The following is a 14,283-nucleotide window of genomic DNA, read 5'->3' as shown; positions in this document are numbered from 1 at the left end:
GTCGAGGTTTACGGCTATTAGTGCAAGGCGGCCTCTGCGGCCTGGATCGCCGCGAATTCCTCTTCGGGCGTGCCTGCTACCAAGTGATGCCGGCTGTAGAAAGCAAAGTAAGCAATTAATACTCCATAGATGATCGCGGCGCCAATCACCACCCGTGGGTCCACCAGAAAGCCCGCCACTACGGCCACGCAGGCCAGTACCAAGGCAACGCCCGAAGTGAAGATGCCGCCCGGTGTGCGGTATGGGCGGTCCATTTTGGGGCGGCGGATGCGCAGGGTGATGTGCGCGGCCATCATCAGCACGTAGGAAATGGTCGCGCCAAACACCGCGACCAGAATCAGCAAATCACCCTGGCCGGTCAGCGACAGGCCAAAACCGATGATCCCGGGGATCACCAGCGCCAGCACGGGCGCCTTGCTCTTGTTGGTCTGGGACAGTTTGCGCGGCAGGTAGCCGGCGCGGGACAAGGCAAAGATCTGCCGCGAATAGGCATAGATGATCGAGAAAAAGCTCGCGATCAAGCCCGCCAGGCCCACCAGGTTGACGAAGCTGCCCATCCAGGTCGAGCCGCCGTAGGACAGCGCCAACGCTTCCACCAAGGGGTTGCCGGACTTGATCAGCGCGTAGGTGCCGGCGCCGCCCGGTGCGATCACCAGAATCAGCAAGGCAAAACTGGTGAGCACCACAATGGCGCCGATCAGGCCGCGCGGCAGGTCGCGTTTGGGGTTCTTGGTTTCTTCGGCGGCCAGGGGCACACCCTCTACGGCGAGGAAAAACCAGATTGCATAGGGGATCGCTGCCCACACGCCGACGTAGCCGAAGGGCAGGAAGGTGCTGGCGCCCTTGGCTTCGGTCACCGGGATGTCGAGCAAGTTGGCGACGTTGAAGTGCGGCACCATCGCCACCAGAAACACGCCCAAGGCAATCGCAGCCACGGCGGTGATCACAAACATCAGCTTCAATGCCTCGCCGACACCGAAGATGTGGATGCCGATAAAGATGATGTAGAACGCCAGGTAAATCATCCAGCCGCCGATACCGAACAGCGACTCACAATACGCGCCGATAAATACGGCGATGGCGGCGGGGGCGATGGCGTATTCGATCAGGATGGCGGTGCCAGTCAGGAAACCACCCCAAGGGCCAAAGGCGCTGCGGGCGAAGCCGTAGCCGCCGCCGGCGGTAGGAATCATGGAAGACAGTTCGGCCAGGGAAAAACACATGCACAGGTACATGGTGGCCATCAGCAATGTGGCGAGGAACATCCCGCCCCAACCACCCTGGGCCAGGCCGAAGTTCCAGCCGGCGTAGTCGCCGGAGATAACGTAGGCAACGCCGAGGCCAACTAAGAGCACCCAGCCGGCGGCACCTTTTTTCAATTCGCGTTGTTGGAAGTATTGGGAGTCGACTTTTTCGAAGTCGACGGAAGAGCCAGTGGGTTCGCTAGGCATGGGAAGTACCTTTCATTGTTATTGTTCTGATTCGGCATCTTTGTGCCGGTCGCAATTTGCAAGTACTTATGAAGATCCAAATGTGGGAGGGGGCTTGCCCCCGATTGCAGTGTGTCAGCCAAAAATCAAGTAACTGACACACCCTCATCGGGGGCAAGCCCCCTCCCACATTTGATTGCATTTCAACTGTGGGAGGGGGTGCTAGTTAGAAGAAACCGAGCGGATTAATGTCGTAGCTCACCAGCAAGTTCTTGGTCTGCTGGTAGTGATCCAACATCATCTTGTGCGTTTCACGGCCCACACCGGACTTCTTGTAACCGCCAAACGCGGCATGCGCCGGGTACAGGTGGTAGCAGTTGGTCCACACGCGGCCTGCCTTGATCGCGCGGCCCATGCGGTAGGCGCGGTTGATGTCGCGGGTCCACACGCCGGCGCCAAGGCCGAACTCGGTGTCGTTGGCAATGGCCAGGGCTTCAGCTTCGTCCTTGAAAGTGGTGATGCTCACCACCGGGCCAAAGATTTCTTCCTGGAATACGCGCATTTCGTTGGTGCCCTTGAGCAGCGTCGGCTGGATGTAATAGCCGCCGGCCATGTCACCGGTGAGTTGTTCAACCTTGCCGCCGGTAAGCAGCTGCGCGCCTTCGCCCTTGGCGATTTCCAGATAGGACAGGATCTTGTCGAACTGTTGCTCGGACGCCTGGGCGCCGACCATGGTGTCGGTGTCCAGCGGGTCGCCGCGTTTGATCTGCTCGATCTTCTTCATCACCACTTTCATGAAGTCGTCGTAGATCGACTCTTCCACCAGCGCGCGGGATGGGCAGGTGCACACTTCGCCTTGGTTGAAGAACGCCAGCACCAGGCCTTCGGCGGCTTTCTCGATGAACGAGGGTTCGGCTTTCATGATGTCGGCGAAGAAAATGTTCGGCGACTTGCCACCCAGTTCAACGGTGGACGGAATGATGTTCTCGGCCGCCGCATGCATGATGTGCGAGCCCACTGGCGTAGAGCCGGTGAAGGCGATCTTGGCGATGCGCTTGCTGGTGGCCAGGGCTTCGCCGGCTTCTTTGCCGAAACCGTGCACCACGTTCAGCACGCCCGGTGGCAGCAGGTCGCCGATCACTTCCAGCAGCACGTTGATGCCCAGCGGGGTTTGCTCGGCCGGCTTGAGCACCACGCAGTTGCCGGCGGCCAGGGCGGGTGCGAGTTTCCACGCGGCCATCAGCAGCGGGAAGTTCCACGGGATGATCTGCCCGACCACGCCCAGCGGCTCGTGGAAGTGGTAGGACGCGGTGTGTTCGTTGATTTCGGCGCTGGTGCCTTCCTGGGCGCGGATGCACCCGGCGAAGTAGCGGAAGTGGTCGGCGGCCAGCGGGATGTCGGCGTTGAGGGTTTCACGCACGGCCTTGCCGTTGTCCCAGGTTTCGGTGATGGCCAGCAGTTCGAGGTTCTGTTCGATGCGGTCGGCGATTTTCAGCAGCACCAGCGAGCGGTCCTGGGCCGAGGTCTTGCCCCAGGCGTCAGCGGCAGCGTGGGCGGCGTCGAGGGCCTTGTCGATGTCTTTGGCAGTGGAGCGCGGGAATTCGGCGATAGGCTTGCCGTTGACCGGCGAGGTGTTGGTGAAGTAGTTGCCGTCGACCGGCGCAACGAATTCGCCACCAATGTAGTTGCCGTACTTGGCCTTGAACGAAACGATCGCGCCTTCAGTACCGGGGTGTGCGTAACGCATGGTGGGTATCTCCTGGCTTTTATGTTTATTGGAGTGCAGCGCTGTTGCTGCGCTTGATAAAGCGTAGAGCAAAGGTTGGGCCACTGCTTTGCCGGCCAGGTAAATCAAGGGGTTGAGCTTTGTTGCGAGGCGTTGCTGTCACGGCGCCGAGACACCCTGGGTTACAGTTTGTGCCACAAACGGTACAGGCTGTGACCGGTGGGTCGGCGCGGGATTGCAATGGTTGGATGGCTGGGGGATGCTGGCTGTTCTCACGCAGGGAGAATAATAAGAACATGCATAACGATCATTTCAGTCGCCATGCCCAGCAAGTCCTCACTGTGGCGCGCGGCCGCGATCCGTCCAGCGATCCCTCCATCGCCCGTTCCTGGCTGCGTTGCCTCGAGGATTACCACCTCGACCCGGCGCAGACTATCGCCCCTACCGTGCTCGAACACGGGCGCCTGCTGGAAAGCCGCGAGCGCCTGCAACAAGTGCTGAGCATCGCTGGCAATGAGATGAACAGCTTGCACCAACAACTCTCGGGCGCCGGCCATGCGGTGCTGCTGACCGATGCACGCGGGGTGATCCTCAACTGTGTCACCGCGCCGTCCGAGCGCAAGATCTTCGAGCGCGCCGGGCTGTGGCTGGGCGCCGACTGGAGTGAGGCCAGTGAAGGCACCAACGGCATCGGTACCTGCCTGGTGGAGCGCCAGTCGTTGACCATTCATCGCGATGAGCATTTCCGTGGCCGTCATACGGGGCTGACCTGTTCGGCGAGCCCGGTGTTCGACCCCCATGGTGAATTGCTGGCGGTGCTCGATGTGTCCTCGGCGCGCGAAGCGGTGTCGCGACAAAGCCAGTTCCATACCATGGCGCTGGTGAACCTGTCGGCGAAGATGATCGAAAGTTGTTACTTCCTGCGTCACTTTGAGCGCCACTGGTTGCTGCGTTTTCACTTGCAGGCCGAGTCGGTAGGGTTGTTCAGCGAAGGGCTGTTGGCGTTCGATGGCGAAGGGCGCATCTGCGCCGCAAACCAGAGTGCGCTGAACCTGTTGGGGCAGGCGCGTGGCGGCCTGATGGGGCAGCCGGTGGAGGCGTTTTTCGACTGTTCCCTGGACCAGTTGCTGGGGCGTGCCAGCGCGAATGCGACTGCCAGTTGGCCACTGCGCACCCGCGATGGCCGGCCTCTGTTCGCGGCCTTGCGTGGGCAAGTGCGCAGCCAGGCGGCAATCCCCCCTCCAGCACCCGAGCGGCCGCGCCTGCCTGGCATGTGCATGGGTGACCCGGCGCTGCAGAATGATTTTCGCAAGGCGCTGCGGGTGTTCGAGCGCGACGTGCCCTTATTGATCAATGGCGAAACCGGTTCCGGCAAGGAAGCCTTCGCCAAGGCGGTGCACCACGCCAGCATGCGCGCCGACAAAGCCTTCGTGGCCCTCAACTGTGCGGCCATCCCGGAAAGCCTGATCGAAAGTGAACTGTTCGGTTATCGCGGTGGCAGCTTCACCGGAGCGCGCAAGGAAGGCATGCAGGGCAAGTTGCAGCAGGCCGACGGCGGCACGCTGTTCCTCGACGAAATCGGCGATATGCCACTGGCGCTGCAGACCCGCCTGCTCAGGGTGCTGGAAGACCGCATGGTGGTGCCGCTCGGCGGTGAGCCCCAGGCAGTGAATGTAAGAATTATCAGCGCGACCCACCGGAATTTGCTGGAACGCGTGCAGGACGGCAGTTTTCGTGAGGACCTGTACTACCGACTCAACGGCCTGGAAGTCGGCCTGCCGCCGCTGCGTGAGCGCAGCGACACGCCGCAATTGCTGGATTTCCTGCTGGCGCAAGAAGCGGCCGGGCAGCCGGTGCAGCTCGCCCCGGCCGCGCGTGCGGCGCTGCTGGCCTTCGCCTGGCCGGGCAACGTGCGGCAGTTGCGCACCGTGCTGCGCACGCTGGCGGCACTGTGCGACGACGGGTGTGTCGGCCTTGAGGATTTGCCCGCGCAGATCCGCCAGGCTCAGCCGCAATCGGTCGCCGAGGCCAAGCGGGTGGAGTCGCCACTGGAAGACGCAGAGCGACTCGCGCTGCTGACGGCCCTGGAGCAACAGCGCTGGCACATGACCCATACGGCAGCGCAGTTGGGGGTCAGCCGCAACACCCTGTATAGAAAGTTGCGCAGGCACGGCATAGCCCGGCAGGCCAACAGCTAAAGAGTGCGATTTTCGCCCCCCTGCGCTAACCTGCCTCGATGTTTTACGAGGTCGACTATGCACATTCATATTCTTGGTATTTGCGGTACGTTCATGGGCTCGATGGCGGTTCTGGCCAAAGAGCTGGGTCATCACGTCACCGGCTCCGATGCCAATGTTTACCCGCCCATGAGCACGCAACTCGAGGCCCAGGGCATTGAGCTGACCCAAGGCTACGACCCGGCGCAATTCGACCCGGTCCCAGACCTGGTAGTGATCGGCAATGCCATGTCCCGTGGCAACCCGGCGGTCGAATACGTGCTCAATAAAGGTTTGCCGTATGTGTCCGGCCCGCAGTGGCTGGCCGACCATGTGCTGCAAGGCCGTTGGGTATTGGCGGTGGCCGGCACCCACGGCAAGACCACCACCAGCAGCATGCTGGCCTGGGTGTTGGAGCATGCGGGCATGAGCCCGGGCTTCCTGATTGGCGGCGTGCCGCAGAACTTCTCGGTGTCGGCGCGCCTGGGCGATACGCCGTTCTTCGTGATCGAGGCGGACGAGTACGACAGCGCCTTCTTCGACAAGCGCTCGAAGTTCGTCCACTACCGCCCACGTACGGCGATCCTCAATAACCTTGAGTTCGATCACGCCGACATCTTCCCCGACCTGGCAGCCATCGAACGACAGTTCCACCACTTGGTGCGCACCATCCCGAGCGAAGGCCTGGTTATCCACCCGACCACTGAGCCGGCGTTGCAGCGCGTGATCGAGATGGGCTGCTGGACCCCGGTGCAAACCACCGGTGCGGGCGGGCAATGGCAGGTCAAGTTGCTCAGTGAAGACGGTTCCAGGTTTGAAGTGCTGTTTGAGGGCGTGGCCCAAGGCATCGTCGACTGGGACATGACCGGCCAGCATAACGTCGCCAATGCCTTGGTCACCTTGGCTGCGGCACGCCATGTGGGCGTGGTGCCTTCCATGGGTATTGCCGCATTGAGCGCCTTCAAAAGTGTGAAGCGCCGCATGGAGAAGGTCGCGGACGTGAATGGGATTACCATCTACGACGACTTTGCCCACCACCCAACGGCAATCGCTACTACCCTCGACGGCTTGCGCAAGCGTGTCGGTGATGCGCAGATCATCGCCATTGTGGAGCCGCGCTCCAACTCGATGAAGCTCGGCGCGCACCGTGATGGCCTGCCGGAAAGCGTCAACGATGCCGATCAGGTTATCTGGTATGCGCCCTCGAACCTCGGCTGGGACCTGCCGGCGATTGCGGCGCTGTGCACCGTGCCGTCGATTGTGTGCGATTCGATCGAAGGCATCATCGAACACGTCAAGCATCAGGCCAAGCCCGGCACCCACGTGGTTGTGATGAGCAATGGCGGCTTCGGCGGCCTGCACGGCAAATTGGCCGAGGCGCTCAAATGAGCGGCCCGGAGCGCGTTACCCTGGCGATGACGGGCGCGTCCGGCGCGCCCTATGGCCTGCGCCTGCTCGATTGCCTGGTGCGTGAGGACCGCGAGGTGCATTTCCTGATCTCCAAGGCCGCGCAGTTGGTGTTGGCGACTGAAACCGACGTGGCGCTGCCGCCCAAGGTGCAGATGATGCAGGCCTTCCTCACCGAGTACACCGGTGCGGCGGCGGGGCAGATCAAGGTCTACGGGAAAGAGGATTGGATGTCACCGGTGGCCTCCGGCTCCGGCGCGCCGGCGGCGATGGTGGTGGTGCCGTGCTCCACGGGTACCCTGTCGGCGATTGCCACCGGCGCCTGCAATAACCTCATCGAGCGCGCGGCGGATGTGACCCTGAAGGAGCGTCGCCAGTTGATCCTGGTGCCGCGTGAAGCGCCGTATTCGAGTATTCACCTGGAGCACATGCTCAAGTTGTCGAACATGGGCGTGACCATCTTGCCGGCGTCGCCGGGGTTCTATCACCAGCCACAGACCATCGATGACCTGGTGGACTTTGTGGTGGCGCGGATTCTCAACCTGCTGAATATCCCTCAGGACATGCTGCCGCGTTGGGGCGAACACCATTTGAGCAGCGATGAATAAGGCGCTGCTGGTGGTTTTGGCCTTGCAACTGGCGGGTTGCGCCACGGCGCGCACGCTGGATGCGGCGCAACCCGGCGCGCCGGTGGTGTATGCCGGCACACGCCTGGACTTGTACGCCATGAACGGCGGCTGCTGCGCCAAGGATCGCTTTGGCGCCGAGGCGCCGAGCTATCCGGGTGTGGACCTGCCGGCGAGTGCGTTGCTCGACACCCTGCTGCTGCCACTGTCGGTGTTGACGGTGCTGGGGGTGGGGTTCAACGCTACAGGCGGGCTTTAACCCTGATCCTGAATGCACTACAAAACCAATGTGGGAGCGGGCTTGCTCGCGAATACAGTGTGTCAGTCCCTGCATAAGTTGACTGATTCACCGCCTTCGCGAGCAAGCCCGCTCCCACATTTATATCTCTGACAGTAGCTAAATCGGCTTATTTACCGAGCTTACGCAACTCATCCGACTCCACCACGCGCACCCCATCCTGCTCTTCCAGCGCCAGGCGCCACATGGCTCGGGCCAGTTCACATACTTCAATGCCGTGGTACTTGCCCGGAATCAATCGCGACAGCGGCCCGGCCAATTGCTCGGCCAGGCGCGGCTCCAGCCGTTCCCCCAGCAGCAAGGACGGCCGCACGATGGTCAGTTGCGGCCAGTTTTGGGCCTTCAGCGCCTGTTCCATTTCGCCCTTGACGCGGTTGTAGAAGATCGAGGATTTCGGGTCGGCGCCAATCGCGCTGATCACGATCAGGTGCCGCGCGCCCATGTCCCGTGCGCGTTGGGCGAAGGCCACCACCATGTCCAGGTCGACGGCGCGAAATGCCGCTTCGGAGCCCGCCTGCTTGATGGTAGTGCCCAGGCAGCAGAAGGCGATATCCACGCGGCCGCTCAGTTGCGGCAGGAACACCGCCGGGTCGCCCACCGGGTTTTCCAGGTGCGGGTGTTCCGCCAACGGTTTGCGGCTGGGTGCCAGCACGCGGGTCACGGTGGGTTCGTTGAGCAGGCGGTCGAGCAGGTGTTCGCCGGTGAGGCCAGAGGCGCCAGCCAGCAAGATATGCTGAGGTGTCAGGTACATGGTGTTTCCCCCTTGTTACACGTTACAGCTTAGTTGCCTTTGGCTTCCTTGCTATTCATTGAGACGCTTTCGAGCGCCTTTCGTGCCTGCTGCTTGCGTAATAATTGCCAGTGGGCGATCACGCCTTTGGGGGCCCAGATCTGCGGTTCGGACGCTTCGAAGTTGTCCGCCTGCTCGCGTTCGGCCACGTGCAGTTGCGCCAGCTTGAAGGCTTGCTGCAGGTCGTCGGTCTGGTTGAAGGCTTGGGCGAAGAGGGCGTCGCCGAAGTAGGTAAAGTCGGCTTCCTCGGAACATCCGAAGGACACCCGATCGGCGCGCGAGGCGGTCATGATCAGCGTGCGTTCGTCTTTGAGCGCGGGGATGAAACCGCCGGAGTAGCAGGCGGAAATCACGATGATCTTGTCGCGGTTTTTCAGTGGCGTAAGCACGGCGGCCAGTTCATCGGCCGGCAGGTCGGCCAGCTCCATGCGCGGCTGGTCCAGCACCAGTTCGTGTTCGTGGGTACCGTGGCTGGTCAGGTAGATAAACACCAGGTCTTCCGGCCCGCTGCGTTCGGCCAGGGTCTGCACGGCGCGGCGCAGGCTTTCGCGGGTGGCCAGGGGGCGGTCAGCGATATGGTCGCGGTGGTTGACCAGGCGGATCTGCCCGCGCGCACCGAAGCGCGTGGCGAGCATATTGCTGACGTAATCGGCTTCGCGCAGGAACACGCTTTGCTTGCCGTCGCCGGCCACGGCCAAAGTGTACAGCTCCACTGCCGGGGTGGACGCCGGTACGGCGGCGAGTGCCGCGTCGAGCAAGTGGCCCTGGGCCAGCACGCCGATTTCCAGTGGGTCGGGCAGCAGCTTGCCATCGGCGTCACGCACACGCATGCCATTGACCCAAGTGCCGGCCTGCACGGTGCCGTCGGTAAGTACCAGGGTGCCGGTGCCTTGATAGCTGTCGCTGTCAAAGCCGCCAATATAGAAGCTGCCATCGGTGAGGTTCAGGCGGCCTTCGCCGGTAAAGCGCCAGTCGCTGAACTGGCCGACATAATGGCTGCCGTCCACGCCAATCAATTCGCCTTTGCCGCTCAGGGCGCCTTCCTTGAACTGGCCGATCCACACGTCGCCGTCGGCGTTTTCGTAGCGGCCCTTGCCATTGAGCTGGTTTTGCTTGAACTGGCCCACATAGATATCGCCGTCGGCGCTATTGAAGGTGCCGTTGCCTTCCAGCTGGCCATCCACAAAGTGGCCGCTGAACTGGTTGCCGCTGTCGTCGTTACGCTGGCCTTCGCCATTCGGCTTGCCGTGGGCGAACTGGCCCTGATATTGGCTGCCGTCGGCCAGCTCAAGGCGGCCGAGGCCGGAATACTGGTCATCCTTGAACTCGCCGCGATAGGTCATCTGCCCCTCTTTGAGGGTGCCTTCGCCGTTGCGTCGACCGTTCTTGAACCCGCCTACGTAGTGGCTGCCGGCGGTGGTCAGGCTGCCCTGGCCGTCGAACAGGCCTTGCTGGAACTGGCCTTTGTAGACTTCGCCATTACTGCCATGCCATTCGCCCGCACCGTGCCACTGACCTTTGTCGAACTGGCCGGCGTACCAACTGCCGTTGGGGTAATCCACGCGGCCCTGGCCCTGCAGCAAGCCATTGACCACATCGCCCCGGTAACGGCCGCCATCGGGCAGGCGCGCATCGGGCGGCAACAGCGATTCGCCGTCTCCGCAAGCGGTGAGCAACAGGGCAAGGGCGAGGGGGGCGAGTGGGCGCATAGCGGGATCCGGATAATTGAGCGCCGAGTATGCCGCAGCTGTAGATTTCATACATGAATTTGTGGCCGCATTTTGGAGGGGGGCGGCTGCGCCGCCCAACGCGGGCAAGCCCGCTCGCCACAGCAAGCCCGCTCGCCACAGCAAGCCCGCTCGCCACAGCAAGCCCGCTCGCCACAGCAAGCCCGCTTGTCACGACAAGCCAGTTGCCACAGCAAGCCCGCTCGCCACGACAAGCTTGCTTGCCACAATGTTGGTCGGGGTTTACACGAAGTAGAGCGACAACGACTCTGCAACGTAAGCGGGTTTTTCCTGGCCTTCGATCTCCAGGGTAGCGGTGGCCTTGAGCAGCCATTGGCCGGGCTTTTTCTCGGTCACATCGGTGAGGGTCACGTTCAGGCGTACCTTGGAGTTGACCTTCACCGGCTGGATAAAGCGCACGCTGTCCAGGCCGTAGTTGACCGCCATCTTCAGGCCTTCGGGCACGATCAGGATGTCTTCCATCAGCTTGGGCATCAGCGACAGTGACAGGAAACCGTGGGCGATGGTGGTGCCAAACGGCGTTTGCGCGGCCTTGACCGGGTCGACGTGGATAAACTGATGGTCGCCAGTGGCTTCTGCGAACAGGTTGATGCGGGCCTGGTCGATGGTGAGCCATTCGGAACGTCCCAGTTCCTTGCCGACATAATCTTTGAGCTGCGCTACGGGTACATAGGGCATTGCGTCTCTCCTTGGTTCATCGAGTCTTTATACAAAGTCGGTGTTTTTTATGGGTTACAGAGAACCAATGTAGATCATCATGGCCAATGGGCCCGGTCAACCCACCATGCTTTTGGCGAATGCCGGTGCATAGGGCGGGCGTGCTTATAATGCGGGCGGGTTTTGAAGGGGGAGAGAACGGATGCTGTTACGTGGGCTGACCTGGCTGGTGCTGTTTCAATTGATCGGCACGGCGATCAACCATTTGGTGTTGCCGGTGCTGCCTGGGCCGATCATCGGCCTGCTGCTGATGCTGGGGTTTCTGATCTGGCGCGGCGAAGTCGGCGAGCCCTTGAGCCTGGCCGCCAGCAGCCTGTTGCGCTACCTGCCGTTGCTACTGGTGCCGCCGGCGGTGGGGGTGATGGTGTACGCCAAGGACATCGCCGCCGACTTCTGGGCCATCGTCGGTGCGCTGGTGCTGTCGCTGGTGATCGCCATGGGCTTTGTCGGCGTGCTGATGCAGCAGATGGTCAAGCGCAAGGAGAAGGATCAATGACCTTCGACTGGCAAGGCGCGTGGACGGCCGTCATTCATCACCCGCTGTTTGGCATCGGCATCACCCTCGGCGCCTACCAGTTGGTGCTCGCCGGCTTCGAGAAAACCCGCTGGATTTTCCTGCAACCGGTGCTGGTCTCCATGTTATTGGTGATCGGCGTGTTGCTGACTTGCGGCCTCAGTTACGCCGAGTACCGTAAGAGCACCGAGATCATGGGTATTCTGCTCGGCCCGGCCACGGTGGCCCTGGCGGTGCCGCTTTATCTGAACCTGCGGCGCATTCGTCAATTGTTCTGGCCGATTTTTACTACGCTGGTGGTAGGTGGTGTGTTGGCCACTGGCCTGTGTGTGCTGCTGGGCTGGTGGTTTGGCGCCGAACACATGATGCTGATGACCATGGCGCCGAAGTCGGTGACCTCGCCGATTGCCATGTTGGTGGCCGAGCAGATCGGCGGGGTGGCGGCGCTGGCCGCGGTGTTTGTGCTGATCACCGGCGTGATCGGCGCGATGATCGGCCCGGCGTATTTGTCGCGCCTGGGCGTGCACAGCCCCGAGGCGCGCGGCATGGCCCTGGGCATGACTGCCCATGCCGTCGGCACCTCGGTGGCCCTTCAGGAAAGCGAAGAGTGCGGCGCCTTTGCAGCGCTGGCCATGAGTCTGATGGGCGTGGCCACGGCAGTGTTCCTGCCGTTGGCTGTGTCGGTGATTGTTTAAACCAGGTTTAAGGAAACCTTTATGAGTCTGGCGTTGTTCCCGCTCAATACCGTGCTGTTCCCTGGTTGCACCCTTGACCTGCAACTGTTCGAGGCGCGCTACCTGGACATGATCAGCCGCTGCATGAAAAAGGGCGAAAGCTTTGGCGTGGTGTGCATCCTCGACGGCAAGGAAGTGGGCATGGCTCCGGATGGCTACGCGCTGATCGGCTGTGAAGCGCTGATCCGCGACTTCAAGCAGCAGGACAACGGCTTGCTGGGGATTCGCGTCGAAGGCGGCCGCCGCTTCCGCGTGCGTGACGCCGGCGTGCAGAAAGACCAGCTATTGGTGGCCGAGGTGCAATGGCTGGAAGAGCTGCCGGACCAGCCCCTGGAAGAAGAAGACGCCGACCTGCTGGCCTTGCTCCAGGCCCTGGCCGAACACCCGATGGTGGCCTCGCTGGACATGGACGCCCACGCCGATGGCCAGCAAGCCTTGGGCAATCAGCTGGCGTACCTGCTGCCGTTCACCGAGGCCGACAAGATCGACCTGCTGCAACTCGACGACCCCCAGCAGCGCCTGGACGCCATCCAGATGCTGCTGGACGAGCTGCAAGGTGAACTCTTCACTCAGTAGGCGTAGCGCAGCAGGGCGTGGGAGGTGCCGGTGAGGGCGATAAAACTCAGCACCGCCACCAGCGCCGGCAGCAGCAGCCACCAGGTTTTCTGCGACATCGCCGGCAGCGGGCTGCGGTACTGGCTCACCGCGAGGCTGAAGGCGCACACGGTCATCGCCAGCAGGGTGCCGGCAAGAATGTCCGTCGGCCAATGGGCCCCCAGGTAAACCCGCGACAGCGCGATAAAGGCTGCCGGGATACAGCCCAGCAGCAGCCAGGTCAGGCGCAACCGCGTGGGTTGCCCGCGCCCGGCCAACACCGCCAGCGCCAGGAAAAACGCAAAGGCCCCGGAGGCATGCCCGCTGGGCATGCTGAAACTGGTCAGTGGGTCGGTAAGAATTTCCGGCCGGCCCCGTGCGAAAAACAGCTTGGTGCCGGTGTTGATCACCGCCGCGCCGGCCAGGGTGGCGCCGACAAACACCGCATGGCGCCATTGCCGCGCCAGTAACAGCAGGCCGGTAAATATGGCGCTGGCGACGAACATCTTCTTGAACTCACCCAGTTGGGTGATCCGCACCATCACCTCGTCCAGCCACGGGCTGCGATGCTCCTGCACCAGCGCGCTCAGGCCCTGGTCGAAGTCATTGAGGTGCGGGTAGCCAATAAACAGTGCGATCAACAACACCAGGCTGGCGCAGCCGATCCACAGGGTGGTGCGACGGTGTCCGCGCAGGCTGCTGTTCAAACTCAGCCCCACCACGACAGCCAGACACGCGGCGACAATCCCCGCTTCCGGCCAGAAACCTTCCGGCAAGGGCAGGCGGAAGGCGGCACCGGTGGCCCAGCCTGGCAGTAGATAGGCTACCGACCAGCCGGCTGCGGCCAGGACGCTCACGGCGGCAAAGCGCGGGAACGGCATGTCGCACATGCCTGCCACCATCGGCAGCATGGGGCGCAACGGGCCGATGAAACGTCCGACCAGCAGGCTGGCGATGCCGTATTTGTGGAAGTAGGTTTCGGCGCCATTCATCCATTCCGGATGGTGACGCAGGCCCGGCAGGCGCCGGATGTTCTGGTGGAAATGTCGTCCCAGGTAGTAGGAAACACCATCACCGAGTAACCCGCCGAGGAAGCCCAGCAGCAGGGTTTCACTCAACGACAGCGCGCCACTGCCGGCCAGCGCCGCAATGGCAAACAGCAACACCGTGCCCGGCACGATCAGTCCGGCGATGGCCAGGCATTCCACGCACGCGACGATAAACACTGCCACCGCCAGCCATTGCGGGTTCAGGGTCAGCCAGCCGGTAATGCTATCGAGCCAGTGGCCCATACAAACTTCTCCATATATGTAATACAAAATCTGAGACGGTGAAGATCAACTGTGGGAGGGGGCTTGCCCCCGATGGCGGCGTGTCAGTCGATGCATCCAGTGCTGACACGCCGCCTTCGCGAGCAACCCCGCTCCCACATTGGATCTGCTGTGTGGCGGATATCGTTTTCCAGCAAGAGCAACCGTCTCAA

13 protein-coding genes are annotated in these 14,283 nt (G+C 62.3%); 7 read left to right on the top strand and 6 right to left on the bottom strand.

The window, feature by feature from the left end:
• Positions 1-17: 17 nt before the first annotated feature.
• The gene (eat, locus tag CXQ82_RS27645) at positions 18-1,451 is read right to left on the bottom strand and encodes an ethanolamine permease (RefSeq protein WP_028618090.1); all 1,434 of its coding nucleotides are present in this window, start codon (positions 1,449-1,451) and stop codon (positions 18-20) included.
• 205 nt (positions 1,452-1,656) lie between these two features.
• Complete coding sequence (locus tag CXQ82_RS27640) at positions 1,657-3,177, bottom strand: aldehyde dehydrogenase family protein (RefSeq protein WP_101273173.1); 1,521 nt, start codon at positions 3,175-3,177, stop codon at positions 1,657-1,659.
• A 275-nt stretch (positions 3,178-3,452) separates the two neighbouring features.
• Here CXQ82_RS27640 and CXQ82_RS27635 point away from each other — a divergent pair, with 275 nt between their 5' ends.
• Genes CXQ82_RS27635 through CXQ82_RS27620 form a run of 4 tightly spaced genes read left to right on the top strand, consistent with a single transcriptional unit; the run spans position 3,453 to position 7,664 of the window.
• Positions 3,453-5,354, top strand: a complete 1,902-nt coding sequence (locus CXQ82_RS27635; RefSeq protein WP_101273172.1) for a sigma-54-dependent Fis family transcriptional regulator — start codon at positions 3,453-3,455, stop codon at positions 5,352-5,354.
• A 57-nt stretch (positions 5,355-5,411) separates the two neighbouring features.
• Positions 5,412-6,761 (top strand): UDP-N-acetylmuramate:L-alanyl-gamma-D-glutamyl-meso-diaminopimelate ligase, encoded by a 1,350-nt coding sequence (gene mpl / locus CXQ82_RS27630; protein ID WP_101273171.1) that lies wholly within the window; start codon positions 5,412-5,414, stop codon positions 6,759-6,761.
• Positions 6,758-7,387 carry a flavin prenyltransferase UbiX gene (ubiX, locus tag CXQ82_RS27625; protein WP_003219402.1) on the top strand — a complete coding sequence of 210 codons (630 nt, stop codon included), beginning with the start codon at positions 6,758-6,760 and terminating at the stop codon, positions 7,385-7,387. The genes mpl and ubiX overlap by 4 nt, the downstream gene beginning before the upstream one ends.
• Entirely contained in the window at positions 7,380-7,664 is a 285-nt protein-coding gene (locus CXQ82_RS27620) for a YceK/YidQ family lipoprotein (protein WP_101273170.1), read from the top strand. The genes ubiX and CXQ82_RS27620 overlap by 8 nt, the downstream gene beginning before the upstream one ends.
• A 148-nt stretch (positions 7,665-7,812) precedes the next feature.
• On the opposite strand, the gene CXQ82_RS27615 is transcribed toward CXQ82_RS27620, so the two are convergent.
• The 3 genes from CXQ82_RS27615 to CXQ82_RS27600 all read right to left on the bottom strand — a co-directional run bounded on the left by CXQ82_RS27615 (position 7,813) and on the right by CXQ82_RS27600 (position 10,919).
• Entirely contained in the window at positions 7,813-8,454 is a 642-nt protein-coding gene (locus CXQ82_RS27615) for an oxidoreductase (protein WP_101273169.1), read from the bottom strand.
• Between the two features lie 29 nt (positions 8,455-8,483).
• Positions 8,484-10,202: a C13 family peptidase gene (locus CXQ82_RS27610; RefSeq protein WP_101273168.1), complete on the bottom strand. Its 1,719-nt coding sequence runs from the start codon at positions 10,200-10,202 to the stop codon at positions 8,484-8,486.
• A 261-nt stretch (positions 10,203-10,463) separates the two neighbouring features.
• Positions 10,464-10,919 carry a MaoC family dehydratase gene (locus CXQ82_RS27600; RefSeq protein WP_101273166.1) on the bottom strand — a complete coding sequence of 152 codons (456 nt, stop codon included), beginning with the start codon at positions 10,917-10,919 and terminating at the stop codon, positions 10,464-10,466.
• A 181-nt stretch (positions 10,920-11,100) separates the two neighbouring features.
• Here CXQ82_RS27600 and CXQ82_RS27595 point away from each other — a divergent pair, with 181 nt between their 5' ends.
• Genes CXQ82_RS27595 through CXQ82_RS27585 form a run of 3 tightly spaced genes read left to right on the top strand, consistent with a single transcriptional unit; the run spans position 11,101 to position 12,782 of the window.
• A complete protein-coding gene (locus CXQ82_RS27595; protein WP_101273165.1) occupies positions 11,101-11,454 on the top strand; it encodes a CidA/LrgA family protein in 354 nt (117 codons plus the stop codon).
• Positions 11,451-12,167 (top strand): LrgB family protein, encoded by a 717-nt coding sequence (locus tag CXQ82_RS27590; RefSeq protein ID WP_101273164.1) that lies wholly within the window; start codon positions 11,451-11,453, stop codon positions 12,165-12,167. The genes CXQ82_RS27595 and CXQ82_RS27590 overlap by 4 nt, the downstream gene beginning before the upstream one ends.
• A gap of 21 nt (positions 12,168-12,188) precedes the next feature.
• On the top strand, positions 12,189-12,782 hold the full coding sequence (locus CXQ82_RS27585) for an LON peptidase substrate-binding domain-containing protein (RefSeq protein WP_101273163.1): 594 nt from the start codon (positions 12,189-12,191) through the stop codon (positions 12,780-12,782).
• Here CXQ82_RS27585 and CXQ82_RS27580 read toward each other — a convergent pair.
• Positions 12,776-14,092: a bifunctional DedA family/phosphatase PAP2 family protein gene (locus CXQ82_RS27580; RefSeq protein WP_101273162.1), complete on the bottom strand. Its 1,317-nt coding sequence runs from the start codon at positions 14,090-14,092 to the stop codon at positions 12,776-12,778. The two genes, CXQ82_RS27585 and CXQ82_RS27580, sit on opposite strands and share 7 nt — an antisense overlap.
• Positions 14,093-14,283 lie beyond the last annotated feature (191 nt).

Source organism: Pseudomonas sp. S09G 359, from assembly GCF_002843605.1.
In the GTDB taxonomy this organism is placed as follows: domain Bacteria; phylum Pseudomonadota; class Gammaproteobacteria; order Pseudomonadales; family Pseudomonadaceae; genus Aquipseudomonas.
This window is presented reverse-complemented; position numbering and strand designations above follow the sequence as displayed.

Bases quoted from the DNA above. Each gene is read 5' to 3' on its own strand.
- CXQ82_RS27640 (WP_101273173.1), bottom strand. From the start codon at position 3,177: ATGCGTTACGCACACCCCGGTACTGAAGGCGCGATCGTTTCGTTCAAG.
- CXQ82_RS27615 (WP_101273169.1), bottom strand. From the start codon at position 8,454: ATGTACCTGACACCTCAGCATATCTTGCTGGCTGGCGCCTCTGGCCTC.
- CXQ82_RS27585 (WP_101273163.1), top strand. From the start codon at position 12,189: ATGAGTCTGGCGTTGTTCCCGCTCAATACCGTGCTGTTCCCTGGTTGC.
- mpl (WP_101273171.1), top strand. From the start codon at position 5,412: ATGCACATTCATATTCTTGGTATTTGCGGTACGTTCATGGGCTCGATG.
- ubiX (WP_003219402.1), top strand. From the start codon at position 6,758: ATGAGCGGCCCGGAGCGCGTTACCCTGGCGATGACGGGCGCGTCCGGC.
- CXQ82_RS27610 (WP_101273168.1), bottom strand. From the start codon at position 10,202: ATGCGCCCACTCGCCCCCCTCGCCCTTGCCCTGTTGCTCACCGCTTGC.
- CXQ82_RS27580 (WP_101273162.1), bottom strand. From the start codon at position 14,092: ATGGGCCACTGGCTCGATAGCATTACCGGCTGGCTGACCCTGAACCCG.
- CXQ82_RS27600 (WP_101273166.1), bottom strand. From the start codon at position 10,919: ATGCCCTATGTACCCGTAGCGCAGCTCAAAGATTATGTCGGCAAGGAA.
- CXQ82_RS27590 (WP_101273164.1), top strand. From the start codon at position 11,451: ATGACCTTCGACTGGCAAGGCGCGTGGACGGCCGTCATTCATCACCCG.
- CXQ82_RS27635 (WP_101273172.1), top strand. From the start codon at position 3,453: ATGCATAACGATCATTTCAGTCGCCATGCCCAGCAAGTCCTCACTGTG.
- eat (WP_028618090.1), bottom strand. From the start codon at position 1,451: ATGCCTAGCGAACCCACTGGCTCTTCCGTCGACTTCGAAAAAGTCGAC.
- CXQ82_RS27595 (WP_101273165.1), top strand. From the start codon at position 11,101: ATGCTGTTACGTGGGCTGACCTGGCTGGTGCTGTTTCAATTGATCGGC.
- CXQ82_RS27620 (WP_101273170.1), top strand. From the start codon at position 7,380: ATGAATAAGGCGCTGCTGGTGGTTTTGGCCTTGCAACTGGCGGGTTGC.